22 protein-coding genes and 1 tRNA gene are annotated in these 24,747 nt (G+C 53.2%); 15 read left to right on the top strand and 8 right to left on the bottom strand.

Going from position 1 to position 24,747, the window contains the following annotated elements:
• Positions 1-243: 243 nt before the first annotated feature.
• Together lipB and AC2FJC_RS05705 are read right to left on the bottom strand one after the other, a co-directional pair.
• Positions 244-900 (bottom strand): lipoyl(octanoyl) transferase LipB, encoded by a 657-nt coding sequence (lipB, locus tag AC2FJC_RS05710; RefSeq protein ID WP_496738755.1) that lies wholly within the window; start codon positions 898-900, stop codon positions 244-246.
• Positions 901-939: 39 nt separating this feature from the next.
• Positions 940-1,599: a DsbA family oxidoreductase gene (locus AC2FJC_RS05705; RefSeq protein ID WP_496738754.1), complete on the bottom strand. Its 660-nt coding sequence runs from the start codon at positions 1,597-1,599 to the stop codon at positions 940-942.
• 144 nt (positions 1,600-1,743) lie between these two features.
• On the opposite strand from AC2FJC_RS05705, the gene AC2FJC_RS05700 reads away from it, so the two are divergent.
• Positions 1,744-1,830: transfer RNA gene (locus tag AC2FJC_RS05700), tRNA-Leu, on the top strand.
• A 222-nt stretch (positions 1,831-2,052) separates the two neighbouring features.
• Positions 2,053-2,214: a hypothetical protein gene (locus tag AC2FJC_RS05695; protein WP_496738753.1), complete on the top strand. Its 162-nt coding sequence runs from the start codon at positions 2,053-2,055 to the stop codon at positions 2,212-2,214.
• 485 nt (positions 2,215-2,699) lie between these two features.
• Here the strand turns inward: AC2FJC_RS05695 and AC2FJC_RS05690 are convergent, their stop codons facing one another.
• Positions 2,700-4,133: a sensor histidine kinase gene (locus AC2FJC_RS05690; RefSeq protein WP_496738752.1), complete on the bottom strand. Its 1,434-nt coding sequence runs from the start codon at positions 4,131-4,133 to the stop codon at positions 2,700-2,702.
• A gap of 382 nt (positions 4,134-4,515) precedes the next feature.
• Between AC2FJC_RS05690 and AC2FJC_RS05685 the strand changes: the two genes are divergently transcribed.
• A complete protein-coding gene (locus tag AC2FJC_RS05685; protein WP_496738751.1) occupies positions 4,516-5,766 on the top strand; it encodes a cytochrome P450 in 1,251 nt (416 codons plus the stop codon).
• Between the two features lie 66 nt (positions 5,767-5,832).
• Here the strand turns inward: AC2FJC_RS05685 and AC2FJC_RS05680 are convergent, their stop codons facing one another.
• Together AC2FJC_RS05680 and AC2FJC_RS05675 are read right to left on the bottom strand one after the other, a co-directional pair.
• The gene (locus AC2FJC_RS05680; RefSeq protein WP_496722239.1) at positions 5,833-6,966 is read right to left on the bottom strand and encodes a response regulator; all 1,134 of its coding nucleotides are present in this window, start codon (positions 6,964-6,966) and stop codon (positions 5,833-5,835) included.
• Positions 6,967-7,368: 402 nt separating this feature from the next.
• Entirely contained in the window at positions 7,369-8,109 is a 741-nt protein-coding gene (locus AC2FJC_RS05675; RefSeq protein WP_496738750.1) for an acyl-homoserine-lactone synthase, read from the bottom strand.
• Between the two features lie 557 nt (positions 8,110-8,666).
• Between AC2FJC_RS05675 and AC2FJC_RS05670 the strand changes: the two genes are divergently transcribed.
• From AC2FJC_RS05670 to AC2FJC_RS05640, 7 genes are all read left to right on the top strand, one after another.
• On the top strand, positions 8,667-9,608 hold the full coding sequence (locus tag AC2FJC_RS05670) for a response regulator (RefSeq protein WP_496722243.1): 942 nt from the start codon (positions 8,667-8,669) through the stop codon (positions 9,606-9,608).
• Positions 9,609-10,111: 503 nt separating this feature from the next.
• Complete coding sequence (locus AC2FJC_RS05665; protein ID WP_496738749.1) at positions 10,112-10,534, top strand: hypothetical protein; 423 nt, start codon at positions 10,112-10,114, stop codon at positions 10,532-10,534.
• 393 nt (positions 10,535-10,927) lie between these two features.
• Entirely contained in the window at positions 10,928-11,911 is a 984-nt protein-coding gene (locus AC2FJC_RS05660; protein WP_496722247.1) for a glycosyltransferase family 2 protein, read from the top strand.
• Between the two features lie 5 nt (positions 11,912-11,916).
• Complete coding sequence (locus AC2FJC_RS05655; RefSeq protein WP_496738748.1) at positions 11,917-12,861, top strand: hypothetical protein; 945 nt, start codon at positions 11,917-11,919, stop codon at positions 12,859-12,861.
• Positions 12,858-14,873 (top strand): hypothetical protein, encoded by a 2,016-nt coding sequence (locus AC2FJC_RS05650; protein ID WP_496738747.1) that lies wholly within the window; start codon positions 12,858-12,860, stop codon positions 14,871-14,873. The genes AC2FJC_RS05655 and AC2FJC_RS05650 overlap by 4 nt, the downstream gene beginning before the upstream one ends.
• A gap of 108 nt (positions 14,874-14,981) precedes the next feature.
• Positions 14,982-15,980, top strand: a complete 999-nt coding sequence (locus tag AC2FJC_RS05645; protein ID WP_496738746.1) for a glycosyltransferase family 2 protein — start codon at positions 14,982-14,984, stop codon at positions 15,978-15,980.
• A gap of 31 nt (positions 15,981-16,011) precedes the next feature.
• The gene (locus tag AC2FJC_RS05640) at positions 16,012-16,995 is read left to right on the top strand and encodes a hypothetical protein (protein WP_496738745.1); all 984 of its coding nucleotides are present in this window, start codon (positions 16,012-16,014) and stop codon (positions 16,993-16,995) included.
• A gap of 3 nt (positions 16,996-16,998) precedes the next feature.
• Here AC2FJC_RS05640 and AC2FJC_RS05635 read toward each other — a convergent pair whose 3' ends face one another.
• Entirely contained in the window at positions 16,999-17,304 is a 306-nt protein-coding gene (locus AC2FJC_RS05635) for a DUF6476 family protein (RefSeq protein ID WP_496738744.1), read from the bottom strand.
• Between AC2FJC_RS05635 and AC2FJC_RS05630 the strand changes: the two genes are divergently transcribed.
• Both AC2FJC_RS05630 and rpoH read left to right on the top strand, forming a co-directional pair.
• The gene (locus AC2FJC_RS05630; RefSeq protein ID WP_496738743.1) at positions 17,303-18,337 is read left to right on the top strand and encodes an RluA family pseudouridine synthase; all 1,035 of its coding nucleotides are present in this window, start codon (positions 17,303-17,305) and stop codon (positions 18,335-18,337) included. The genes AC2FJC_RS05635 and AC2FJC_RS05630 overlap by 2 nt on opposite strands.
• 146 nt (positions 18,338-18,483) lie before the next feature.
• Positions 18,484-19,380: an RNA polymerase sigma factor RpoH gene (rpoH, locus tag AC2FJC_RS05625; protein ID WP_058273882.1), complete on the top strand. Its 897-nt coding sequence runs from the start codon at positions 18,484-18,486 to the stop codon at positions 19,378-19,380.
• A gap of 41 nt (positions 19,381-19,421) precedes the next feature.
• Here rpoH and AC2FJC_RS05620 read toward each other — a convergent pair whose 3' ends face one another.
• Positions 19,422-20,492 (bottom strand): fasciclin domain-containing protein, encoded by a 1,071-nt coding sequence (locus AC2FJC_RS05620; RefSeq protein ID WP_496738742.1) that lies wholly within the window; start codon positions 20,490-20,492, stop codon positions 19,422-19,424.
• A gap of 224 nt (positions 20,493-20,716) precedes the next feature.
• Between AC2FJC_RS05620 and AC2FJC_RS05615 the strand changes: the two genes are divergently transcribed.
• The 3 genes from AC2FJC_RS05615 to AC2FJC_RS05605 are packed head-to-tail and all read left to right on the top strand — an operon-like array spanning position 20,717 to position 22,920.
• Entirely contained in the window at positions 20,717-21,691 is a 975-nt protein-coding gene (locus AC2FJC_RS05615) for a Gfo/Idh/MocA family protein (RefSeq protein ID WP_496738741.1), read from the top strand.
• A 58-nt stretch (positions 21,692-21,749) separates the two neighbouring features.
• Positions 21,750-22,019, top strand: a complete 270-nt coding sequence (locus AC2FJC_RS05610) for a DksA/TraR family C4-type zinc finger protein (protein ID WP_496738740.1) — start codon at positions 21,750-21,752, stop codon at positions 22,017-22,019.
• A 13-nt stretch (positions 22,020-22,032) separates the two neighbouring features.
• Positions 22,033-22,920: a DMT family transporter gene (locus AC2FJC_RS05605; RefSeq protein ID WP_496738739.1), complete on the top strand. Its 888-nt coding sequence runs from the start codon at positions 22,033-22,035 to the stop codon at positions 22,918-22,920.
• Here the strand turns inward: AC2FJC_RS05605 and AC2FJC_RS05600 are convergent, their stop codons facing one another.
• Positions 22,921-24,741, bottom strand: a complete 1,821-nt coding sequence (locus tag AC2FJC_RS05600; protein ID WP_496738738.1) for a M3 family oligoendopeptidase — start codon at positions 24,739-24,741, stop codon at positions 22,921-22,923.
• Between the last annotated feature and the right edge of the window lie 6 nt (positions 24,742-24,747).

Here is a 24,747-nt window from a genome sequence, read left to right as displayed (position 1 = left end):
AATACATTTCCGATTGCTCAGGATGACCCAAGATCACCGGTTAAAACACCACTCACTCTAAGAACGGTAAGCCTATACTACTCGCAAATACGCGCGATGTATCTATTTGAGTGAGTTTTTCACCCATTTGCCCTATTTGCACTGTAGCCATTGGGAAATTTTGGCTCAGTATGGAAACAGAAGCGTCAGAATTTGTGAGATTGTTAACAGCGCATTGATTTTGAACGATTCGCAGGTATCATTTTAGCACCCATTGGAGGCAAAAACCTCTGAGAAGGTTTTGCGCAGGGCCGCGTCAACGTCCATCAGGGTGACCGGCAACCCCAGATCGACAAGCGACGTAACCCCATGTTCGGTGATGCCGCAGGGGACGATGCCCGAAAAATGTTCGAGGTCAGGTTCGACATTGATCGAGATGCCGTGGAAGCTGACCCATTTGCGCAAGCGCAATCCGATCGCCGCCACCTTATCCTCGGCAGGTTGGCCCGAAGCGGTCAGTGGTTTGTCGTTGCGCCGCACCCAAACACCAACGCGCCCGTCACGGATTTCACCGTGCACGTTGAACTCGGCCAGCGCTGCGATCACCCATTCTTCCAGTTGCTTGACGAAACGGCGCACATCCTTGCCGCGTTTGTTCAGGTCCAGCATTACATAGGCCACGCGCTGGCCGGGGCCGTGATATGTGTATTCACCGCCACGCTTGGCCTCAAAGACCGGAAAGCGATCCGGGTCGGTCAGGTCTTCGATCCGGGCTGAGGTGCCGGCGGTGTATAGCGGCGGATGCTCCAGCAGCCACACACACTCATCCGCTTCTCCGGCCGCAATTGCAGCCACGCGCGCCTCCATGAAGGCGACGGCGTCATTGTAATCGGTCAGCCCGTCAGTGATCTTCCATTCCATAAGTGCTCCTTACCGCCGGGGCAGGGCGAAGAAAAGAGGTCACGCAGCCTCGGTCAGGCACCGCTGCAACAGGTCAGAATAGGTTTCGGCCCCTTGCGCACCGGTCACCAGGTACTTGCCAGCAAACACCATCGACGGAACACCTGAAACACCACGACTGATCCAGAACTGTTGCTTTTCGCGAACCGGCGCAATGTGATCGCCCGAAGTCAGAGCCGCTTGGGCGGCGTCCCGATCCAGCCCTGCCGCTTGGGCTGCATCAAGCAGGACCTCAGATTGGGATACGTCCTGCTGATTGGTAAAGTAGGCCTCGAACAGGGCCATCTTCAACGGATGCTGGCGGCCTTGCGTTTCGGCCCAGTCCAGCAGCTGATGCGCGGCAAACGTATTTACCATCCGGCTGTCGTCATTGAAATTGAACGTAAAGCCAAGCTCGGCGCCGATCTGGGTTAACCGATCGCGGGCCTGCTGGCTCTGCTCGACCGTCGAGCCATACTTCTCCATGATATGTTCGCGCAGATTCTGGCCCTCTGGCGGCATATTGGGGTTCAGCTCAAAAGGATGCCATCTGAGATTGGCGAGAACGTTTTGTTCTTTCAAAGCCAGGTCCAGCTGGCGAAACCCCACGATGCACCAGGGGCACACAACGTCTGAGACGATATCAATCTGGACAATTGGGCGGGGATCTTGCGCGGTCATGGGCGGGCTCCGGGGAAGGGGGAAATATTCGCTGTCTGCAGTACAGATAAGGATGGCACTGCGGAATTCAAATCGGCGTGTTTTTTGCCTCTTCACATCCTGTTCGCCACCGTCTATATGCCCCTCTACCAAGTCATTGGCAGTGCGGTCGTGGCGGAATTGGTAGACGCGCAGCGTTGAGGTCGCTGTGGGGTAACACCCGTGGAAGTTCGAGTCTTCTCGACCGCACCATATCTTGTAAGCTATTGAAAATAAAAACAATACCTTTCGGAGTGAAGCTCAAAAAAAATCACTGTAATTTCAACTGTTTCGTAGACCTTTACGCAATATTTTCGCATCGATTACGCATAAATTGAACGGCATCGTTTGCTTACGTACAGGCGGCAACCTGAGGTTGCCACTAGATCTGCCACTCAGAAGTTCATCGACGCCCAGCAACTTGCAAAGCATTAAATGGCGGGTGTTCAAGGGTTGGACCCCGACGATAGCTGGACCCGTCGGCTAGTGGGGGAAAGCCTAGAAGCCCGTGGAGAGGCCCGCGAAGTTGTAGCCGCTATCCTGAACCATAATCGGGAACCCCCGAAGCCGATGTTGTTCGGCATGCTGGATATTTAAGCGCAAGACAACGAGTGAATTAGTTCAAATAGAGAGTGCCGAATCGATGGGTAAGCTGAAAAACGTTAACAGTTTGGTGGCCATTGCCTTCTTTGTTTCCAGTTTCTATCATTTGGAACAGCGGAAACGAACAAAACACGAGAAATTCTCAGTGCTTGGATAGTTCATACCTTAATATAAATCTTGTGATATCGCGGCCTGCAAGTAGGAGGCCTTTTTGCCGAAAGTTGTGAACCTACCGCATCTTAGGAAATGTACTTAGTAACGAGTTTGCTGTTCCGATCGCATGATCGGAACAGCATTTTCTTTTTGGAGTTGCATTGGCATTACGCAGAATCCCTCTTTTCACCACAGGCGGTTTCGAGTGTGCCACGAGGTCTTGTGATTTTAGGGTTAACTCTACCATGGAAAATCCGCTCGGGAACCATGGGATTGCTTCGAAGTAGTACGTTGATGTGCCATCGAAATTGCTCAGTAGGATTCCGCTAATGTTGCTTGGATTGCATGGCGCAGGGTAGTGAGGTCTGCTCGTCTCCGGCGGTACCTACTTCATGCCCGCATATGGCGGGAAGCATAATAAAAAACTCTGTGCCTTCACCAAGTTTGCTTCTGTAGTCTATTTCTCCTCCCAAATGCTCCACAATTTCTTTTGAAATGTGCATCCCGAGCCCTGTACCGCCTGCGTGACGTTCATCGGAAGAGTCAATCTGTGAAAAACGATCGAAGACTTTGTCCTGGCACCCCTCGGGTATCCCTATGCCGTGGTCTTTGACGAAGAGGCGAATCTTCCCACGGACTTTTTCGCATCCGACCGTTATCTCGCCTCCATCAAGGGAAAATTTGGCTGCGTTGGAGATCATGTTGGCCAACACTTGAAGAAGGCGGGACGCATCACCTTTAACGAACAGATCTTTGTTTCCCCTTATGTCCTCCACAATTTCTACGTTGTGAGCACTGGTGTAACCGGTGTTAACGGAAATCGCTTCCTGAACGAGCGTATGTACATCAATAGTTCCTTCACGGTAGTTCATTTCACCGGCCTCCATTTTTTGTATGTCCAGCACATCATTGATAAGTGATGCTAGCCGTTCGCTGTTTTTGCACGCTAACTGTATGAGGCTTTGCATTGAATCTGGAACTTCACCCAACGCGCCTGTGTTGATTAGGTCAAGTGACCCCTTGATCGATGTAAGAGGCGTACGCAGCTCATGGCTGACTGTCGATATGAACTGAGTTTTTGCAATGTAGGCCGCTTTTGTTCTTTCGTGCTCTGCTTTGAGCTTTTCGAGTTGCTCCAAATTCCTGCGGTAGAGCTTCAGAAACACCATCGAACAGTCGATCAGAAAATACATTACAAAGATAACGGTGAAGAAGTGCAGCCAGAGTTCAGATGAAAGCTCGGGGCGTTCGATCCAGATATCCTTGACGACAATCAACATGAACGAAACGCCGTACATGGCCAAACGGACAATCATCGCCCACAGAAACTGATGGTTGTTCATTGCTGCAAACAACGCCGCAGCAAACAAGAAGAACATTGGCGTAAAGTGACCACCGGCGGGCTGTGCGAAAGCAACTGAAACTGCGTACAGGCAGATTGCGGCTGAGCTCAGGACCGTGTTCAACAGAATCCAAACAACCATCATACCTATTGCTTTGTGCTGGTCTGGCTTTAAGCGCGGTACGCGTTTGGCCAGCAATAAATCTTGCACTTCACAAATGAGGATCGTCCCATAGAACAGCATGGCGTTAAAGGGATCGAAGAAGAACGCAGTCAAAATGGTCGTGGCCAGATAAATAGCCTGCCGCTGCCACAGAAGCGCAAAGCTCATGGCAGTATAATCTATGATGTTTTGCAGAAGCCGGTTTTCCGTTTCACCGGAATCCCGGTCCGGCAGATTGGCGTCGATGGCTGTCATCCAAATGTCTTCGTTTTTCGCGCTTGGAAAGTACCAATACCGGCATAATGAGGACTTAGTTGGTCCAAATTGGGTTCACAGTTTGGCACCAATCCTTTGACGCCTATCGCGATTGTTGGGCGATTCACGCAAGTTTTTGGTATAGGAGACCGCAAATTTTTGCACAATTGCAGAGCAGGGTACCCAAAATCGAGGATCTCGTTGCTAAGTGGGAATTTTTTCACCTTAATGTGTCCGAAAGAAGGAATAATTCTAAAAGGGTTGGGGTTTGACTGCAGTTGAAATTGCGAAGTTGAGGCAGGGTACTGTCGCTCCTGTTACCGCTAGGCTTGCGACCAAGCCGGTGACACTGCTTCAGTTTGCAAGGTCAGCTGGCCGCAACATGTTTGAAGTCATCCCGGCAGAAACTCTGCGTGAAACTTATGTTCGTGGACCTTTGAACATACACTATATCTGCGATCCTGAAATGGTAACCGAATTACTTGTCGGCCAGGGCCGTTCGTTTCCCAAAGCCAAGTTCACCAGAGACATTATTGGATCGGCTGTAGGCAACGGTTTAATACTCTCAGAAGGGGAAAAATGGCGTCGGCAGAGGCGAAGGTATTCTCCATTGTTCGCCGCCAGAAACCTCCCGGTTCTGGCTCGGCATTTTGCAGAGACTGGTGTCGAGATTGCAGACTCATTGGCGGAACACGAAGGCCCTGTAGATATTGCACAAATTGCGCCTGCATCAACATTGACGAATATTTCTAGAGTGATTTTTTCAGGTAATAAGGAAGTCAGTTCAGAGCAGGTACGAGTGGGGCTGATCAAGTATTTCGAGTACATTTCTGATCTGTCCCTTTTCGATTTAATGGGTTTGCCAAAGTGGTTGCCGCGGAAAAATTGGCTACGCAGCTTGGCCCCGGTTACTAATATGCGAGACCTCGCCAGACGGGTCATAGATCAGCGTCGGGCCGAAGGCCGTAGCGAGCCATTGGACTTCCTCGATTTCATGATTGAGGCCTTGAAAACCGATTTCGAAGATGAAGCGACAACTGTTGACAACCTTTTGACCTTTGTCGTCGCTGGTCATGAAACTTCCGCTAACGCATTGGCCTGGGGATACTATCTGCTGGCATTGCACCAAGATATGCAAGCAAGGGTTAGACAAGAAATTCGATCTGTTCGCCCAGAAGGCCTATTGGAATTCTCGGACCTGGAGGCAATGCCACTCTTGCGCGCGCATGTTAAAGAGACGCTGCGGCTTTATCCCTCCGCCGCGTTTTTTGCCAGAGACGCAGCTGCGGACCTTGAAATTAAAGGGGTAAAGATTGAAAATGGCGATGCGTTGTTTTTCCCAGTTTACTCTTTGCACAGAAATGAAAAATTATGGGATGCTCCCAACGACTATCGGCCGGAACGGTTCCTGGGATCTACACTGCCTCGAGGTCAGTACATTCCGTTCGGAGATGGTCCCAGAATCTGCATTGGCGCTCAGTACGCTGAAACTGAGATCATGGTGCTTATGGCTTCGGTGCTCCGTAGAATAAATTTTTCGACTACTGAGTCAGAAATACCGGAACCAGTTTTGACGTTCACCATGCGTACCAGTGGCCCACTCATCCTCAATGCCGAACGGGTTCGCGACTAAAGTTGATATCTAAACCCTAGTGCTCGACTTCTGTTCGAGGTCGGCCTTTGCCAAAGACAAAGCTTGCTACCGGCGAGTGAGGTAAGTGTCATCGCCGTACATTTCACGCAGGACGGTATCAAACAATCTATTGTTGGCCATTTCTTTGCGATGCGGCGTGTGCTTTGAAATCGAGGGGCAGGTCGCAACAAGGCCCTTTCTGAGATTGGTCTCACGAAGATTCACCATTTTAACAGCGGTGTCCAAAGATGCGAATGCTCCAACCTTTGTAATTGAACGAAGCGACACCGGTGTACTCTTCACCACCTTAAGATGGACAGAGGCGCATCGGTTACTGAGAACGGTCCTTAGTTCCTGGTTTAGAAAAGCTTCGGTTGGAATATTCAGGGTGCGTTCCCGTCCATGTGTAATAACGAGAAAAACGCCACTCCCTCGATAGGAATAGATTCCTCCGGCGGCCTGTGTTGTCTTTTGAATGCAAAATCCAATGTCGGAAACAGCGCGCCGAAAATCTCCAAATTCCCTCAGATCAAAGTGGTACCCCGCATCGCGAAATTTGATTGCTGTAACCCAGGAGTCAAATCGGCGCCCCCGTGAAAGCTGCTCCACATAGTTGTCGAATTCGACATACCCCAAGCATTGTTCCTGCTCGTCGATAGACAGGGGGTCTTCAAAACTGAATTTCTGATTAAAATCCAGTTCACTACGAAGACTTTCTATCGACGCTGAAGAGGATTGTGTTTTCTTTCTCTCCATCATTAGAAGATGGGCGGCGTTCATACGGCTGCGCAATTCGAAGAAGTCGAAGGGCTTAGTTATGTAATCAAATGCGCCTTCTAAAAATGCCCTCTCGATGCTCTGCCTGTCATCTAGAGCAGTTAACATTATAACAGGTGTTTCCAGATTGTCCGGCAAGTTTCGGATTTGCGAAAGCAACTCTATCCCAGAGGTTCCGGGCATCTGAATGTCAACAAGCAGACAGTCGAATGGGGATTCCGCTGCTTCTATCTGCCGAAGCGCTTCATCAGCTGAACTGGCGGCAACCACTTTGCAGTTTTCGAGTTCAGGAAGTGCTGATTGGAGCAATTTCAGAATGTCAGGATCATCATCAACCGCCAGAACAGCAAGCGCGGTCTTTCTTTGTGCTCGAAGCTCCAACTTTTTTTGGAACCGATCACTTACGAATGTGGAATGTCTCATAACTGGTGAACCACCGATATCCTCATAACGGGTTAAACTTATGAGGCGAGTGGGTCGAAACAGCGGCAAAAATGGAGAAAATCGTCGTAGAAAGGGGTTTTTTCTTGACCTTTATTTGGCGCCAGCGGCTTCAACGACGAGTTGCCAGTTATTGTTGTGAACTACCGTCGCATTCTCTTAACATTTTTTTTTGGCAATGTGTTCGTGCCTAAGAGCAGTCTAAGATCGCAAAACTGCGGAATTGAACAACGGTTGGAAGTCCAAACATCAATTCTGGAAACCCCACTAACATGCAAAACAGCCGCGGTTTCCCAATAGTCTGAAAATCAATCATAGTTGCTAAGAAATCTGCGCCGAGCGTCCAAGAGTACAAAAGACGCTCTAGTGGCTGAGTGGTTCCATTTACTTATGGATGTTGAACAAAACTGACTGACTGACGGTGCCATCGATGGAAAACTTTGCGCCGACAGGCGAGGCATTGATGCCCAGTCGCCGTGACCACCGTGCCCAGACTGAGGGGACGATGCCCAGTATGCTGGTCGCACCACCTTCCATCGCGACAGTAGTCATCTGGTGAAACAACTCCTGTTGAACCAGCAGCCTGCGTGACGATGCAACATCCTTTGCCACGAAGAAACGGGATGCTTCCCAAACAGAGTGCTTTACCGGGGCGTCCATAAATAAAACGTCAGATGGTATTCCTTTAAGGATACCTCTTTGCGCGTCGCGCAGCATATAACTATATACGCCGCATTCTGCGGTCGTGGGTAGAAGTCGCACACCGCCTAAAACTTCACCGAATTCATGCAACACAATCCATCGACAGGCTGGCGTGTCGTATTGGTCGAATTCCATCCCGTCAGCTTCACCAACTTGCCACTTTAACTGGTCAATGAAAATTGACTTTCTGGTTTCAAGGTATTTTGCCAGCAGGGTGCCATACTCGTAAATATTGCGAAAATTAAGTGTAGTCGCGCGAATATTGCCAATGTCACCACGTGACGTTGGCGGACTGCTTTTGACAGCAAAAATTTCTAGTCGCGCCAAAGCACTTGGTGCGCCTGAAGTCCCGTTAGCAGGTGTTAGTTTCGGAAACCCCTCCGAGAGCGGGTATGTCTGCTTATACCTGAGTGGTCTGTCCATATTTTACTCATATTTTTGACACACTTATGGCAAGATTCAGTTCAGCAAGTCCACAACCCTATGCGGTAGTTGTCCGAATAGATGGATAGGTGTGTCTAAATCTCCTCCCTCCCTTTGGTTGAGTTTACTGACTGACCAAAAACTTTAGATAGTTCTTGGCTGTTATTTTCTCCCGCAGGCTTCATTTATTTCCTCGCGCCTGGCAACATTTTGAAAAAAGACAGCTTCTTTTGCGTATTCCTTTCGAATCCACGATGGATCAGGCGCCGTCTCGCTCTCCGATAATGTTTCGAGGCAGCCGTGACGGCTGATAGGAGTAAAATCAAAATGGCATCAAGAATTTGAGGGATTTACTTTTCAATATGCGCACTTGCGCGGAAAATATTGTGCAAATTAAAAAAAATGCACAGACATAAGGAAGCCCGCCTTATGTCACCGTTTTGCCGCCTTCGTAAGAGAGGATGAAGAAACCCTGAGTGTTTTATGCGCCGGCCAAACGTTGCCTTAAGTCTGCAATGCCTAACGTTTGGTGAGGTGCAAAAGGTTGGTGAAAAGTTATGCGTATACTTGCTGTAGATGACGATCCGAGTATCCTGGAGTTGCTAGATAGAGTTCTGGACGCGTTCGGTTATAAAGATGTCGTCACCGCCAGAAGTGGGCGGGAGGCCATTGAAATACTGTCGAGACCTAACGAAGCGTTTGACTGCTTGCTACTGGATGTGCAGATGCCGCAAATGAACGGCATTACTCTTTGCGAAGAAGTGCGAAAACTACCAGAACACACGTACACGCCCATTATCATGGTGACCGCCATGGTACAAAAAGAGTACATCGACGAGGCATTCGGAGTTGGGGCCACAGACTACGTTACAAAGCCTTTTGAGTTCTCTGATCTGAAGCAGAGGTTGTCCGACGCGTATAGGATGGCAGCGGAACGCAGAGCCGCAATCGAGGTGCTCGAAGCTGAAGCGGATTTTGAGTTGTGTTTTGACAATAGTCCGGACGTTCGCTTAAGTGATCCGCAATGTTTCGGAGAATTGCCCGGATTCATTGGGTTAGCTGAATTTGAGAACTACGTAATTCAGCTTTCAACGATGCACTCCATGGCTGCAAAACTTGTGGCGGTTAAATGCACAGGCGCTGAACAAATCTATAAGACGAGCACGGTCAGTGAATTCCGTAGTGCCATGACTTTAGCTGGCACAGCAGTTCTGTCAGCTAATCAGGAAGGGCGTAAAGTGGCGACCTATTGGGGGAATGGCGTGTTCTTGGTGATCTACGACAATCAAATTGACTTGAGAGTGGACCAGTTGGGTGCTCCGCTTCCGGAAGCATTGAAAGATATTTCCGGTGATGCCACTTCAGGCCGGCCAATTGGCTTCCAGGTGAGCGAAGAAGTTATGCTAAAAGCCAAAACCAAGATGGAGGCGTTGTTCTTGATAGACAAGGCCGTCGAAATGGCTGAAATGTCGGAAGGTCGAGCGGCGAATATCGGTTGAAAAACTGCACACATGGATGGTGATTATGACCAGATACTGGTGGAAAGAGCGCGTTAAAACGCCCTAAGTTTTTTGGGGGGGGAAGTAAAGCTACGCGCTCATTCATAGGGCGGTCAAACTGTGTGCATTTGCCCTACTTTGTTCGATCCTAGCGCCCATCCGGCGGCAACAATTCGGAGAAAGAACCCGTCAGCCTTTTCTCGGGGTCCGACTTGATGCGAGATCTGGTATCCCCGCCTTTCTTTCATTCCCTGAATAGTAAACTCTTATCTTTCTATGGCTTCACACCCAAGATGCGCTCATTTGTTTCTGCGCCTTGCTCTGTAAACCCAAGCGAAGTGGGTTGGGCCGCTGACGGCAATTCCTCCAATTTGGTCCTTCGGTTTGCCGCGTGACCATTACCAATATTTGGGGCTTCCTCAGGTTCTCAAATAATCCCAAGAGTTCTGCGGAATTTTCGAACTCTCCAACTTCTTGGCACAGTTTTGTATGAGGGTTCAGTTTTGAGTGCAGCAGTTAAGGTATTGAAAAATATGAAATTAGTAAACGGCATTGGTATAGTAATTGCCCTGTTAATCGGGTCAGTATTTTTGGCTGTCGTATCGCCTGAGTTAGGTTTCGTCACGGGCTTATTGCTGTTGCTTGTGCCGGGGTTTGCGCTGATCAAGCCGCTGCCTAAGCTCAAGCTGGGCCATAGAGGTTTTAGCTTCGCTGTATTGTCCTTCGTGGGGATGCCAGCCACGTTCAGGTCACTTAGCATGGTAAACAAACAAGAGGAAGTTGAACCAGCGTTACTTAAACAAGACAACCCAGAGGCATACCTTCCCTCGCTAAAAGACAAGGACCAAGAACTCTGGATTTCCGAAATGGCGGATATCGGCCCGGAACGGTATACTGCCGAATTAGTTCGAATTGATAAAGAGTAGGAACTTCGCCATGCGGAGGCAGCGGCACGGTGTGAAGCAGAAAACCCTCTGCATGCGCAAAGCGTGTGCCATAACTATCTGGACGAAAAAACCTGAGCCGATTGACAGCCTCCACAACACACAATACCTCCTTACACAGCACACATTTGGGGAAACCTGATGGCTAAAGAAGGGCGTTTTGCTCATAAAAAATTTTGGGTCTGAGAAGCTAGTTCGAAATCGCCAGATGCTTCTCGACCGCACCATTATCCAGCTGAAATTAGCGATTTATCAGTGCATCTGCCGTTTAGAGATGCACCAGTTCGCGTTGGAATGCCCGCACCGCAATTTCCTATCTCGCCCACGTGGATCGGGATGTGTATGAGTGGGGCAAGACTATTTGGGAAGGGTAATATGTCTCAGTCCATCACCGTGTTCACAACGATGAAGAACGAAGGCCCGTATATGCTGGAATGGGTCGCGTTCCACAAAACACTCGGCATTGATCATTTTGTGATTTTCACCAACGACTGTGATGACGGAACGGACAAGATTGCTGCAAGATTGCAAGAGCTTGGCTTGGCCACTCATGTCAGCAATGAAGTGAAAGAAGGGGGCAATCCCCAGCACCAGATGCTGCGCCGCGCGCGCCGTCAGCCCAAGGTCAAGGAGGCCGATTGGCTGTTATGTCTGGATGTAGATGAATTCTGGAATATCCGCTGCGGCGACAACGGATTTCATGACCTGATTTCCGAGGTCGAACAAAAGGCAGGTCAACCGGTCGATGCGATATCTCTTGCGTGGAAGTTGTTTGGAAGTTCTGGAAACATCAGTTTCGAAGACAGACCGGTGACAGAGGTATTCTCGATGGGGGATCAAGAGTTCCCCTATCATTCAAGCCGCGCTTTTGGGCTGAAAACGCTGTTCCGAAACAATGGCAAGTTCACTCGGTTTGGTCCGCATCGCCCAAAGGGCTTTGACGAGGAGGTAGCGCCTGACATCGCTTGGTCAGATGCTGGCGGAAAGCTGTTTCCAGCCGATAAAGTCGGTTGGCGGGCGTGGCGCGGGTTCGACCATTCCTTGGGACGCATCCACCACTATTCAGTCCGGTCCATGGACGGGTTTCTTGTCAAGCGCGACCGGGGTAGAACAAACCACATCAAAGTAGATCAGGGGCAAGCTTATTGGCAGGACATGAATGCCAACAAAGAGTCCGACCAATCCATCTTGCCCGCCGCACGCCGCGCCGCACCTCTGCTCGCCGAACTGAAGGCGGATGAAGAGTTGAATGAATTGCACGCGCAGGCTTGCGACTGGCACCGCGCCAAAGTGTCCGAAATCAAGATGCGCCCGGAATGGGTAGAGTTTCGCGTCTGGCTCGCCGATAACCTGATCTGATCATCATGGCCGAAGACCTTTCGAAAGAGCAGCTGAAACCGGAACACCCTGATCGCAAGACAGGGTATGAGCGTATCCTGACGGATCCCGCTCCGCCTTGGTTTGTCGAACTGTACCCCGGCGGCGACGGCACTGGATTCTTTCAGAAACTGGAACGCCACTCGATCCTGTTCCATCAGCGCTACCCAAAGCGTCTGGTAGTCAGCTTCGACAATATCGCCAACGCCAATGACCTATCCTTCGCGCGCGAGCCGTGGGGCTGGAAATTCTTTCGCGACGAAGGGTGGTCCCACATGGGCGTCTTCGCGCGCACCAAAGCGTGGTATCGCGACCCCGAGATCATTTCCTATTTTGAAAACAAGGTCGCCGAGGGGTTCTTTGACCGGTTCGATCAGGTGGTTTTTGCAGGCGCATCGATGGGCGGCTTTGGGGCATTGACCTTTTCGGCGCATGTACCCGGCGCGCATGTGATCGCGTTCAATCCCCAAACAACGTTGGATGAACGACTGGTGCCTTGGGAAACCCGCTATAGGTTCGGCCGCGTACAGGATTGGGACCTGCCTATGAGCGATGCGGCCCAAACCGTTCAGGCCGCTGGTAAGGCTTACGTTTTTTACGATCCGTTCTTTGATCTGGACCGGCAGCAGGTTCAGCGTCTGCAGGGCGACAACGTGATGTTGCTCAAGACCTGGTTTTCAAACCATTTCGCGGCGCCTATGCTGCGCAAGCTGGATATCCTTAAGCCCGTAATGCTGGGGGCGATGGACGGCTCACTGGATACGGTCGGGTATTACAAGATGATGCGCGCCCGACGTCGGTTGCCTATGTATATTCGGGGGATTGAGGCTATTGGCTCCGAGCGGCACCCTGACTTGGCGGCAAAAGCCCGGCAACGGTTCCGCCGACTGCGTCGGCAGGCCATGGCCGAGAAGGAAAGGGACGCCTCGTGACCGCCGCCAAAGGCGTGTTTGTCGGTCAGCGCAAGGACCGCATGGGCGCGCGGTTGCTGATGATGCTGACCTGCATCCGGCTGGCCGATGATTTCGGCACGACCTACCGGGTGAATTGGTTCCCGCAGGGCGCGGACGCGCCCGAACTTGACCACCCACAAGAGTTGTTCGCGCAGGATTGGATGGATGAACATTTCCTTACTCCTAAGGAGTTCGGAGCCCTGGCACAGAATGCCTTGCCGATCTGGTCCTTCCAAAGCGACACGTCGCCCGACCGCCTGATTGCGCATCTCAACGCCGGACGGTCGGTGTTGGTCGAGGAAGGTTTCGAGGTGCTGGCCTTCCCGTGGGAGGACGTCGAGACCATCCGGCCAAGGTATCGCGACTTCATTCACCGGGTCGGGTTCACCGAAGAAATACGCGAAATTATGGATTACGCGGATGCCAGGCTGTCAGGGCAGGGCGTATCTGCCTATCACATCCGCCGCGGTGATATTTTGAATGGGTTGCCGTGGAAGCACACGACCTGGCCCGCAAAGATCGAACCCGAAGAACTGTATGAGGCACATCTGGCGAAGAACACCGATAAAGGGGCCATTATGTTCTCGGACCAGCCGGAACTGATTGCCCGGTTTCAGAAACAGTTTCCGCATCTATTGCAGATGTCAGACATTGCTGATGTCTCAGGCGTGACGCGAGCAAAGCGGGATTTTCTTGAACTCTACACAATGTCGCGGGCGGATCTGGTAATTGCGCCTGCAGTTTCGGCATTTTCGATGGCGGCCTCACGGATTGCAGGACATCAAAGCAAGGTGTTTCGGGACGTTCTCTCAGAAGACGAACTCAATGCCGCTAACGAGAAAGTCGTTCAGAGACTGTCCAAAGGAGATACGGGGTTTCTAAATCCGTCCGAAGCTGCACACATTTACGCAAAAGCGACGTTTCATCTGTTTGATTTTCGCGCTGAGGATCGCACTGCATTGGCAACGGAGATTGGAAGCCAGATCCTTGAGGCCGGAGCGGACAATGCGTTCCTGCCAGTGTTACAGGCAATTAACCTTTTCTATTTGCGGCGAGGCGACGAAGCATTGCAGATGGCCGATCGGGCGTTGGGAGATATTAACCTCTGGCCCGAGGACCACGCGGTAGCGCGCGCGTTGAGGGCTGCGGTTCTGGGCTCTCAAAAAAAAAGGTGGATGGCGGCACGAGAATTCAGCTTGGCGTTTTGGGCCAAACCTCTGCGGCCGGATGTTACAATTTTTGGGTCGCGCCTGTTGTTCCGTGATCAACTTGCTTTCAGGGCACTGCCACCAATCGACTGGGCTGTTCAGAAATCAATTCGTAGATCTTGGTTCAATTTCAATGCACATGTTGCGCAACGGAAGGTTATTGCCCGCCGTCCGTGTAACTTTGATCTCATTCTTCTGGATTGGTCCGTTCTGTCTCTGGATGAGCGCGCGCGGCGTTTGAAAGGCAACAGAGAACGTCTTTTGGCGCTGCAAGATGGTCTTAAGACCATGAAGAACTTGTCACCAGATGCCCAGTTTTCCGAGGATAGCCCCGAGCACAAAAGTTTGACATCCGTGCTGCAGGTTCGTCTGGGCCGGATGCCAAATGAAAAGGCCATTGATGTTGCGCAATGGGTTTGTACACAACGTCCGGACAATCCTCTTTATCAGAAACGTCTGTCAGAACTATATGAAGCGGAAGGCGACAATTCGCGGGCGCGTTTGGCGATGGCGGATGCATTGGCCTGTGATCCCGGTAATCCGTTTCTGATTTTCGCGATGGGGTGTTTTCTGGACCGGATTGGCGCAGAAGAGCAGGCACATCAACAAATTATGGAAGCAGCCGACATCGATGACAATACAGCGGCAATACAGGGTGCTGCAGGGCAATTATTGCTTCGAAAGGGAGAAAAGGCCAAAGCCCGAAAATACCTGTCCCGGGCGCGTGACCTTTGCCCCAAACTCAAGCGGTTCTCGAACCAACTTAAACGGGCAGGTGGGTAATTGACCGGATTTCCCCTTGGTAGTTCCATTAATTCAACTTAATTTACCGGCAAATTCAGAATGATCCCGATTAGTTCCGGGCAAAAACAACGAACAGGGCAGTCAATCATGACCGATCAGGACCCTCGATATATCAGTGTCACTCCGATGAAGAACGAAGGCCCGTTCGTGCTAGAGTGGGTGGCCCATAACCGTGCGATTGGTATCGACCAGATGGTTGTGATGACCAATGACTGCACCGATGGCACCGATGCCTTGCTGCAACGGTTGGATGAAAAGGGCGTGCTGACGCATATCGACAACAATTCACGCCGCAAAACCAGCCCGCAAAAGCGTGCTTATAATACTTTCCTGAAGATGGAAGTCGCACGCCCGCAGGATTGGGTCGTGGTGATCGACGCCGATGAACATATCAACATCAAGACCGGGGATCATACGCTGCGGGCATTGACCGATGCCATCCCTAACGCCAAGACGATTTCAATGACATGGCGGTTGTTCGGAAACGCAGGTGTCGTGCGGTACGAAGACCGGTTTTTGTCGGATCAGTTCCGACAGGCCGCTCCGGAAAAGATCTACCGACCGCCGCAGGCTTGGGGCTTTAAGACCATGTTCCAGCGTGAGATCTGGGATGGCTTGGGCGTTCATCGTCCCAAAAAGCCGACAGTCGAAACCATTGAAGAGTGCCATTGGTACAACGGGTCGGGTCAGCTGATGCCTGAACGATATTATGACAGAAGCTGGCGATCCGCCCGTGACTCGGTCGGCTATGAGTTCGTGCAGGTCAACCACTATGCTCTGAAATCCTGCGAAAGTTATCTGGTCAAAAAGATGCGCGGTCGCGCTCACCATTTGGGGGAAAGCCTTGGCCTGGAATACTGGAACATGATGAACCAGAACGCTGAGATGAATACCTCGATCGATGTGGTTTTGGATCGCAAACGTGGTTTCTATTACGAAATGCTCTCTGACCCCGAGGTTGCGCGCCTTCATCATGCGTCTTGCGATCTGCACCGCCAACAGATCGGGCAATTGCGCGACCTGCCCGAGATGCAGGACCTCATGCAGCAGATGACCGCAGGTTTCACGGCCAGCCAGCAGGCATGACGCAGCACAGTTCGTGGACAGGAGCTAGGTAATGCTTTGGCTGCACATGGGGATGCCCAAAACCGGCACGACTGCCTTGCAGGGATTTCTGCGCCGGAAACATTCGGTCATGAACGAGATCGGCTTGCATTATATGGAAACCGGCCGGCGCCGGCTGGATGGCGGCACACGTCTGGCGATAAGTCACAACATCGTCGCCTTTCACATCAACCAGAGCGCTGATCCGATGGATCCGTTTCGGTCTGCTATGACCACTGAGTACGATGCGCATGCGGATCAGACCTGTGTTGTTTCGTCCGAGATGTTCTATTCCTGCAATCTGAACCGGCTGGCCGAGGTTTTTGCTGATATCCCCTCGCGTGCATTGACGATCACCTACTATTGCCGCCGGTATTCCGATTTCTTCGAGGCGGATTACAAACAGCGGGCCAAGGCAGGGCGGTTGTCCAACGGCGGCACTGAATACATCCGCCAGCAACTTGATCTTATCCGCAACCACCCGGAACGGTTGAGCTTTTCTGCCAAAATCGCCGAAATCCGGACCGCCTTTCCCGGCGTCACCGTTGCTCCGCTTTTGTATGAACGCTCGGGCATGGTGCGGGGCAACGTCGTTGATGATTTCCTGTCGCGGATCGGTACGCCATTGGCCGAGGAGGTTTCAGCAGGAGCCGTGTCTAACCCGTCGCAATCCCGCGCGGCGAGCGAAGCTTTTGGTGTCATCTCCCGTGCAATGGGGCGTAAGAAAAGTCGCCAGTTACGCCGAATTTTTGTCGATGATCCCGTCATGGTGCGCCGGAATGATGTTCTGGAACCCGATGAGCGCGCTTGGCTGGACGAATTCCTAGCCAAGCAGGATACTGCCTTTCAGCAAGAGTTCTTTCCCGACCGGCCCGAACTGTTCACACCGACAAAACTAAGCGATGAGGACAAGATGTTCCGCCGGGATACGCCCGAAGAGTATGAGGCGTTGCGTAAAGCCTCTGAGATCGTGTTCCGTATGGCTTTGGACAGCTGATCGCTATTCCTGCACGACGATTTCCTGGCGCTGTTTTCCGGTCGTCTTGTCAAAAATCAGGATTCGGTTGCCATCGGTCACGACGGCGTACCAGTTGCTGCCGATCGTTACGGCCTGAGCTTTGGCACCATCCGGCAGTTCAATTTGATCGGGCAGGGTAGGGGTTCTGTCCGATAGTCGGATGACAATCAGTGCGAATGTCACTAGAACCCCGCCAATCATCACCGCGGTCAGCAGCATGACCATGCGCCGCAGCAAGCGAAGCTGAGGTGTTTCCTGCGGTTCTTGGGGTTCGGAAGGGACAGTCATGGGCACCCGCCAGATTGAATTTCAGATCGCGGCCGATCCGCCGCCACGCCTTGATAAGGCGCTTTCGCGGGATGTACCAGCGGATGAAAACCTGTCGCGCACCCGTCTGACCCGTCTTATCGAGAACGGTGGGGTGACAATCGACGGTGTCGAAGTCCGGGACCCCAAGGCCAAGGTGGCCGAAGGCGCCTCGGTGTCGATCTCCGTCGCCGAAGCAGAAGAAAGCCATATCGGTCCAGAAGATATCCCGCTGAACGTCGTCTATGAGGACGCGGACCTGATCGTCATCAACAAATCCGCAGGCATGGTCGTTCACCCTGCGCCGGGCTCGCCCAACGGAACGCTGGTCAATGCGTTGCTGCATCATTGTGGCGAGGACCTGTCAGGTGTGGGGGGCGTCAAACGCCCTGGCATCGTGCACCGCATCGACAAAGAGACCAGCGGCTTGCTGGTGGTCGCCAAGTCTGACGCGGCCCATCACGGTCTGGCGGCGCAGTTCGAGGCGCATAGCGTCGAACGCTATTACCGCGCGATTTGCTACGGCGTACCGGATGCGAATGACCCACGTTTGCGCGGCATCAAGGGTGTCAGCTTTGAACCGGGCAATATCATGCGCCTGACCACGCAATTGGCGCGCCACAAAAACGACCGGCAGAAACAAGCGGTTCTGTTCCACGGTGGTCGGCATGCGGTAACTCGGGCGCGGTTGGTCGAGACATTTGGCAACCCGGCAGGCATCGCGCTGATTGAATGTTGGCTGGAAACCGGCCGAACGCACCAGATCCGTGTCCATATGGCCCATGCCGGGCATGGGCTGGTTGGCGATCCGGTGTATGGGGGTAAACGCAAGCTTGCGGCGAAAGCCTTCAACCCGGCCGCTGCCGAGGCCGTGCGCGGTTTTTCGCGACAGGCGCTGCATGCCGCAGTTTTAGGCTTTGAGCACCCTGTGACAGGCGAAAACCTTCGGTTTGAGGCCGATTTGCCAAATGATATGGAATTTCTGATTGAACAACTGCGCGCGCCGCTGACATAATACGCAAACATACGTGAGTAACGCGTTCTTAGCTTTCCTTTATCAATCGTTAATTTCAAACTGTTAACGGTACCTCTTGAATGTATCGGGACTTATTCCCATATCCCATGTTAACGAAGTAAACATTTGTCGGAGGGACATGAATCATGGCAAATTACGCAAATCTCCCCGCGCCGACGCCCGAGGGCGGCCTGAACCGCTACATGCAGGAAATTCGCAAATTTCCGCTGCTTGAGCCGGAAGAAGAGTACATGCTCGCCAAGCGTTGGGTCGAAGAGCAAGACACTGAAGCTGCACATAAGATGGTCACGTCGCACCTGCGATTGGCGGCCAAGATCGCTATGGGCTATCGCGGCTATGGCCTGCCACAGGCCGAGGTGATTTCCGAGGCCAATGTGGGCCTGATGCAGGCAGTCAAAAAGTTTGATCCGGAAAAAGGTTTCCGTCTGGCGACCTATGCAATGTGGTGGATTCGTGCCTCGATCCAGGAATACGTTCTGCGGTCGTGGTCGATGGTCAAGCTGGGCACGACATCGGCACAGAAAAAGCTGTTCTTTAACCTTCGCAAAGCCAAAGCCCGTATCGGTGCACTGGAAGAAGGCGACCTGCGTCCTGAAAACGTCAAGCGGATCGCTACTGATCTGGGCGTGACCGAAGCTGAAGTCATCAGCATGAACCGCCGGATGTCTGGTGGTGATGCCTCGCTGAACGCGACCGTCGGGTCCGAAGGCGAAGGCACCATGCAATGGCAGGACTGGCTTGAGGACGAAGATGCAGATCAGGCCGGCGATTACGAAGCTCGCGACGAGCTTGACGCCCGCCGCGAGCTTCTGGCGGCTGCGCTGGATGTCCTGAATGACCGGGAAAAGGACATCCTGACTCAGCGCCGTCTGATGGATCAGCCCGTCACGCTGGAAGAGCTCAGCACGCAGTATAATGTCAGCCGCGAGCGTATTCGTCAGATCGAGGTTCGTGCCTTCGAGAAGCTGCAGAAAAAGATGCGCGAGTTGGCCCGTGAAAAGGGCATGCTGGGTACTGTCTGACCCCATTGGTTCAGCCCGCGACAACGGCGGGCTGATTTTCTTTAGGCGAAAATAAAGCTGTCTTCGGTCAGATGTCCGGCTCCAACGCCCGTAAGGACAATACTGTCCCCGTCCCCTAGTTCGATGGTGGTCTGGAAGAAGCCACCGGAGATATCATCCTCGATATCTTCAAATCCGGCGATGCCTTTGTAGCCGGACAAGTCAATCTTGTCCTTTCCGACCCGGAAGTCGACGATCCAATCATCGCCATCCCCGTTTTCAATGACAAACATGTCTTTGCCACGCCCACCGAACAGGATGTCATCGTCGGCTCCACCATCGATCACATCGGCCCCTCTGCCGCCGAATATCGTATCTTCGCCTTCGTCACCACGCAGAATGTCTTTGCCACGACCGCCAATGATCACATCGTTTCCAGCGCCGCCCAACGCGACGTCGTTTCCTCTGCCGGTATTGATGACATCGTTCCCGCCACCACCATGAACAAAGTCCTGACCACGCCCGGTAAAGTAGAAGTCGTTCGAGTCGTCTCCGAGGATGAAATCGGTGTTTTTCTGACCCAGAATGTCCGTCACCGATACGGGCAGAAGGACACCGTTTAGTGCGTGAATTATCCCGTTTGTGGCGTCAATATCGGTTTGGATGATACCCGGATCGGCGATGCCGTCATCCGCATCGCCCAGACTTGGTGGGGCGCTTTGAAGGTTCAATTCAACCGACGAACCCTGCAACGTTTCGATCTGTGCGCCGTCGCCCAAGCCGGCGACCGCAGCCAGGTCGAATTCCCCGTTGACCACGTGGTATTTCAGCACCTCTGTCAGCAGGGGGATGGGATCCCCTCCGCCCAACAGGGTCAGCGCCTTGACGATGTGCCCCAACGCGCCTGCTTCGTCCGAACCCGCATAGCCCAGAGCCTGGGCAAGTCCGATAAAGGCGGCGTCGGTTGGGGCGAATACCGTAAGGCTGGCCTCGGGGTCATCCAGTGCACCAGCAAGGCCAGCGGCAACAACGGCCTCGCGCAGGATGTCAAAATCTCCGTTGTTGTCATCGAACGAGCCGACGGCTCCGCTCATCAACACGATTCCGGTAATTGTCTCTGTCGGTGTTGGCATGTCTGGCAATCTCCCACCCAGTTGGTCACAACATCAATCCCGGGTGCTTTGAGCGGACAATGCCGATTACCCGATGACATAGTTGCTACGGCGCAGACAATGAAACGGATCAAGAAATTCTCAGGTTTGCGTGCGTTATTGGGCGGAAAACACCACGAAACCCCTGACTTTAAAGCGATTCCCTGATAGAGACGGCACAAGCTAACAAAGGATGAGGCGGCGGTATGCAGCAACCTGTTCAATGGGGCGTTCTTGGCGCCGCGAAATTCGCACGACAGTTCATGGCGCCGGCAATTCACGCGGCGGACGGGGCCCGGCTCGCGGGTCTTGCCACGTCGGACGCAGCCAAGGCTGAGCCGTTCCAGCAGTACTGCCCTGATCTGACGGTTTATGGCAGCTATGACGCCCTTTTGGCCGATCCCAAGATCGACGCGGTCTATATCCCGCTGCCCAACCATCTGCATGTCGAATGGAGCCTCAAGGCACTGGACGCGGGTAAGCATGTTCTGTGTGAAAAGCCCATGGCCATGTCCGCGCCCGAGTTTGATGCACTGATCGAAAAGAGGGATCAGACCGGTTTGCTGGCGGCCGAAGCCTACATGATTGTGCACCACCCGCAGTGGCATTTCGTGCGACAACTGATTGCGGATGGGGCCATTGGAAAGCTCGTGCATGTGACGGGCGCGTTCAGTTTTGACAACCGCGCAGACACCGGAAACATCCGTAACCGGGCCGAAACCGGGGGCGGTGGGTTGCGCGACATTGGCGTTTATGTAATCGGCAGCGCCCGGTTCGCCACCGGGCAAGAACCGGTCTCGGTACAATCTGCAATCCGCTGGGAAGACGGCATTGATGCCTTCACCGAAATACGCGCGCAATTCCCTGATTTCACCTATACCAGCTACGTCTCGATCCGGATGCACCCGCATCAGGAAATGGTGTTCCATGGCGAGGGTGGCGTGATCCGCCTGACCGCGCCTTTCAATGCGCGTGTTTTTGGTGAGGCGCGGGTGGAACTGCATCTGCCGGGTCTCGAGGTTCAGGTCACGCGGTTCCCTGGCGACGATCACTACAAGCTACAGGTCGAGGCATTTTGCCAGTCAGTCCGCGACGGGGCTGATTACCCATGCCCGTTGGAATTCTCGCGCGGAACGCAAGCAATGATTGACAGGGTGTTTGAGGGCGCGGTCGCCCTCTGACTTGCCACGCAGCGCTTGGCTGGACTAATCTGGCTGTCACCTGATCAGGAGGGAGACCATGGCAGGCGGCTGGGCGCGTGACGGCGCGGTGAGTGAACAGATTGAGGCGTCCATTACGGACGAACTGGCCCGGATGAAGGCGCAAAAGCGGCCTGTCGGGGAAAGCCTGACCCATTGCGCTGAATGCGAAGAGCCGATTCCAGAAAAGCGACGGATCGCCATTCCCGGTGTTAAACTTTGCCTGGATTGCCAACAGGATCGGGACAGCTCATTCCAGGCGCGTGGCGGAATCAATCGGCGCGGTTCTAAAGACAGTCAGTTGAAGTAAGCGGGGCACAAGGATGCCCGACACCAAAGAGAAGCAGCCACTCTTGCAAAACGGGCTGGTTCTTGGGTTTCTTGCGGCTTTCCTGTGGGGCACGCACAGCGTCATAGTCCGCTACCTGACCAGCGATCTGGGAGGGCTGCAAATCGCGGTAACGCGCCTGTTCATCGCAGCCATCGCTATTTATTGCATGCTGCGCGTGATGCGGGTCGCTGTTTCGATCCGGTTGAATGACTGGAATTTTCGGCTGGCCGTTCTGTCCACCGTGGTCAACTACATCCTGTTCCATATCGGGCTTGAACATACCGGTGCAGCCAATGCCATGGTTCTTGAGAACACGGCGCCATTCTTTGTGCTGATCTTCTTGTATTTCTTTGCGGACACGCCCGTTACGCGCACAGATATACTTGCCACGGGGTTGGCGATTTTCGGCGTCTTCCTAACGGTTTATCAGGATTTCCAAGGCGGTGGAGAGCCCCTGTTCGGGGACCTGCTTGAAATCGGCGCAGGGCTAAGCTGGGCGGTTTTCCTAATCTCGAGCAGCCGGGCGATGCGAAATTCTGAAACGACCGGAGAACGTCTGAACTTCCTATTTGGGATATTCTTGTGCTCGGGTGTGCTTTTGGTCCCGCTGGCCGCATTTTCACTGCAAATACCAACAGCCAACGATGTCGTGTTCCTGATTTTGTTGGGGGTGCTGCCGACCGCTTTGGCCTACTACCTCTGGTACGAGGCCGCCGCGCGGGTCTCGACGTTGACTGCGACCTTGATGTTCGCCGCATCCGTGGTGTTTACGTTCATCAACTCAGCCCTGTTTCTGGGGGCCGCAATCACGCCGGCCGCGGCCCTAGGGGCTGTGTTGATTGTGGTCGCCATTTTCCTGACGACCAAAAGCCAGAAGTGACTAGTTTTCCATCGCTTCCAGCTCGTCGATAAAGCCGGAAATCATCGACAGACCCTTGTCCCAGAATTTGGGATCGCTTGCATCCAATCCGAACGGGGCCAACAGTTCCTTGTGGTGTTTGGACCCGCCTGCACGCAGCATTTCGAAATACTTGTCCTCGAACCCGTCCGCACCGCTTTCGTAGACCGAATATAGCGCGTTTACCAAACCGTCACCGAACGCATAGGCGTAGACGTAGAACGGTGAATGGACGAAGTGCGGGATATAGGCCCAGAAGGTCTCGTACCCGTCCATGTATTCAAACGCCGGGCCAAGGCTTTCGGCCTGAACGCTCATCCACAGGGCGTTGATGTCGTCCGGGGTCAGCTCGCCTTCGCGACGGGCGGCGTGCAGTTTGCATTCGAAGTCGTAGAAGGCGATTTGTCGGACAACTGTGTTGATCATGTCCTCGACCTTACCGGCTAGCAGCACTTTGCGCTGTTCGGGCGTCTCGGCCTTGTCCAACATCTTGCGGAAGGTCAGCATTTCACCGAACACGGACGCCGTTTCGGCCAGCGTAAGCGGCGTTGACGACAGCATCTCGCCCTGATCAGCAGCCAGCACCTGATGGACACCGTGGCCGAGCTCATGAGCCAGTGTCATCACGTCGCGCGGTTTGCCCAGGTAGTTAAGCATCACATAAGGGTGCACCTCGGTGACGGTTGGATGCGCAAACGCGCCCGGAGCTTTACCGGGCTTCACGGCCGCGTCGATCCAGCCTTTCGAGAAGAAGGGCGCTGCAATCTCACCCATGCGAGGATCAAAGGCATTGTAGGCATCCATCACCGTCTTTTCCGCTTCATCCCAATCAACGATGCGGGTGTCTTCCATCGGCAGCGGAGCGTTCCGGTCCCAGACCTGCATGACATCCAGACCCAGCCATTTGCGTTTCAGCTCATAATAGCGATGGCTGAGTTTGGGGTAGGCGGCCACGACCGCCTCACGCAGGGCTTCGACGACTTCGGGTTCCACGTCATTGGACAGGTGGCGGCCAGTTTGCGCGGTCGGCATGTTGCGCCAGCGATCAACGATTTCCTTTTCCTTGGCCTGTGTGTTGTGGACGCGAGCGAAGGTTTTGAGGTTGTTCCGAAACACAGCGGCCAATTCGCGCGCGGCCGCTTCGCGTTTGGCGCGGTCCTGCTCGGTCAGAAAGTTCAGGGTGCCTTCAATGTTCAGTTCTTCGCCATCAACAGTGAAGGTCAACCCGGCAATGGTTTCGTCAAAAAGACGCTCCCACGCGTCGCCAACAACGCCGAGGTCGTGCAGGAATTTCTCAAGCTCGTCAGACAGTTGGTAGGGTTTCATCGCGCGGATACGGCGGAACACCGGCTCGTACCGCGCCAGGTCGGCATTCACATCGAAATGCGCCTTCAGGACATCATCGTCGATGCGGTTAATCTCGAGTGTGAAGAACACCAGCGGGGTGGTGAAGATGGTGATCTTTTCCTGCATGTCAGACAGAAACTTGGCACGCTCGGCATCTGTGGTCAGCTGATAGTAGCGCAGGCCGGCAAACGACATGATGCGCCCGGCAATTGAATTGATCTTCTCATTGCGCTCGACGCAGGTCAGCAGACCCGCAGCATCCAGATCAGCCAGCTTACCCTCGTAGTCTTCGGCAAACGAGGCGCATTCCTTTTCCAACCAGTCCAGATCGCGGGACAGTTCGGGCGCGTCCTCTGAGGTGTAGAGATCGGTCAGATCCCATTCCGGTAGGTTGCCCAGATTGCCGGCACCTCCGGCAGCATTTGCGTCTCGGACGGGAAAGGGAAGGTCGCGCATGGATCA

It is taken from the genome of Ruegeria sp. CDSB117 (assembly GCF_059611005.1).
The sequence above is the reverse complement of the archived record's forward strand: the minus strand, read 5'-3'. Positions and strand labels throughout refer to the sequence as shown.

What these genes read in the sequence shown, in the direction of transcription:
- lipB (WP_496738755.1), bottom strand. Translation starts at nt 900, where the DNA reads ATGGAATGGAAGATCACTGACGGGCTGACCGATTACAATGACGCCGTC.
- AC2FJC_RS05705 (WP_496738754.1), bottom strand. Translation starts at nt 1,599, where the DNA reads ATGACCGCGCAAGATCCCCGCCCAATTGTCCAGATTGATATCGTCTCA.
- AC2FJC_RS05695 (WP_496738753.1), top strand. Translation starts at nt 2,053, where the DNA reads ATGGCGGGTGTTCAAGGGTTGGACCCCGACGATAGCTGGACCCGTCGG.
- AC2FJC_RS05690 (WP_496738752.1), bottom strand. Translation starts at nt 4,133, where the DNA reads ATGACAGCCATCGACGCCAATCTGCCGGACCGGGATTCCGGTGAAACG.
- AC2FJC_RS05685 (WP_496738751.1), top strand. Translation starts at nt 4,516, where the DNA reads ATGTTTGAAGTCATCCCGGCAGAAACTCTGCGTGAAACTTATGTTCGT.
- AC2FJC_RS05680 (WP_496722239.1), bottom strand. Translation starts at nt 6,966, where the DNA reads ATGAGACATTCCACATTCGTAAGTGATCGGTTCCAAAAAAAGTTGGAG.
- AC2FJC_RS05675 (WP_496738750.1), bottom strand. Translation starts at nt 8,109, where the DNA reads ATGGACAGACCACTCAGGTATAAGCAGACATACCCGCTCTCGGAGGGG.
- AC2FJC_RS05670 (WP_496722243.1), top strand. Translation starts at nt 8,667, where the DNA reads ATGCGTATACTTGCTGTAGATGACGATCCGAGTATCCTGGAGTTGCTA.
- AC2FJC_RS05660 (WP_496722247.1), top strand. Translation starts at nt 10,928, where the DNA reads ATGTCTCAGTCCATCACCGTGTTCACAACGATGAAGAACGAAGGCCCG.
- AC2FJC_RS05655 (WP_496738748.1), top strand. Translation starts at nt 11,917, where the DNA reads ATGGCCGAAGACCTTTCGAAAGAGCAGCTGAAACCGGAACACCCTGAT.
- AC2FJC_RS05645 (WP_496738746.1), top strand. Translation starts at nt 14,982, where the DNA reads ATGACCGATCAGGACCCTCGATATATCAGTGTCACTCCGATGAAGAAC.
- AC2FJC_RS05640 (WP_496738745.1), top strand. Translation starts at nt 16,012, where the DNA reads ATGCTTTGGCTGCACATGGGGATGCCCAAAACCGGCACGACTGCCTTG.
- AC2FJC_RS05630 (WP_496738743.1), top strand. Translation starts at nt 17,303, where the DNA reads ATGGGCACCCGCCAGATTGAATTTCAGATCGCGGCCGATCCGCCGCCA.
- AC2FJC_RS05635 (WP_496738744.1), bottom strand. Translation starts at nt 17,304, where the DNA reads ATGACTGTCCCTTCCGAACCCCAAGAACCGCAGGAAACACCTCAGCTT.
- rpoH (WP_058273882.1), top strand. Translation starts at nt 18,484, where the DNA reads ATGGCAAATTACGCAAATCTCCCCGCGCCGACGCCCGAGGGCGGCCTG.
- AC2FJC_RS05620 (WP_496738742.1), bottom strand. Translation starts at nt 20,492, where the DNA reads ATGCCAACACCGACAGAGACAATTACCGGAATCGTGTTGATGAGCGGA.
- AC2FJC_RS05615 (WP_496738741.1), top strand. Translation starts at nt 20,717, where the DNA reads ATGCAGCAACCTGTTCAATGGGGCGTTCTTGGCGCCGCGAAATTCGCA.
- AC2FJC_RS05610 (WP_496738740.1), top strand. Translation starts at nt 21,750, where the DNA reads ATGGCAGGCGGCTGGGCGCGTGACGGCGCGGTGAGTGAACAGATTGAG.
- AC2FJC_RS05605 (WP_496738739.1), top strand. Translation starts at nt 22,033, where the DNA reads ATGCCCGACACCAAAGAGAAGCAGCCACTCTTGCAAAACGGGCTGGTT.
- AC2FJC_RS05600 (WP_496738738.1), bottom strand. Translation starts at nt 24,741, where the DNA reads ATGCGCGACCTTCCCTTTCCCGTCCGAGACGCAAATGCTGCCGGAGGT.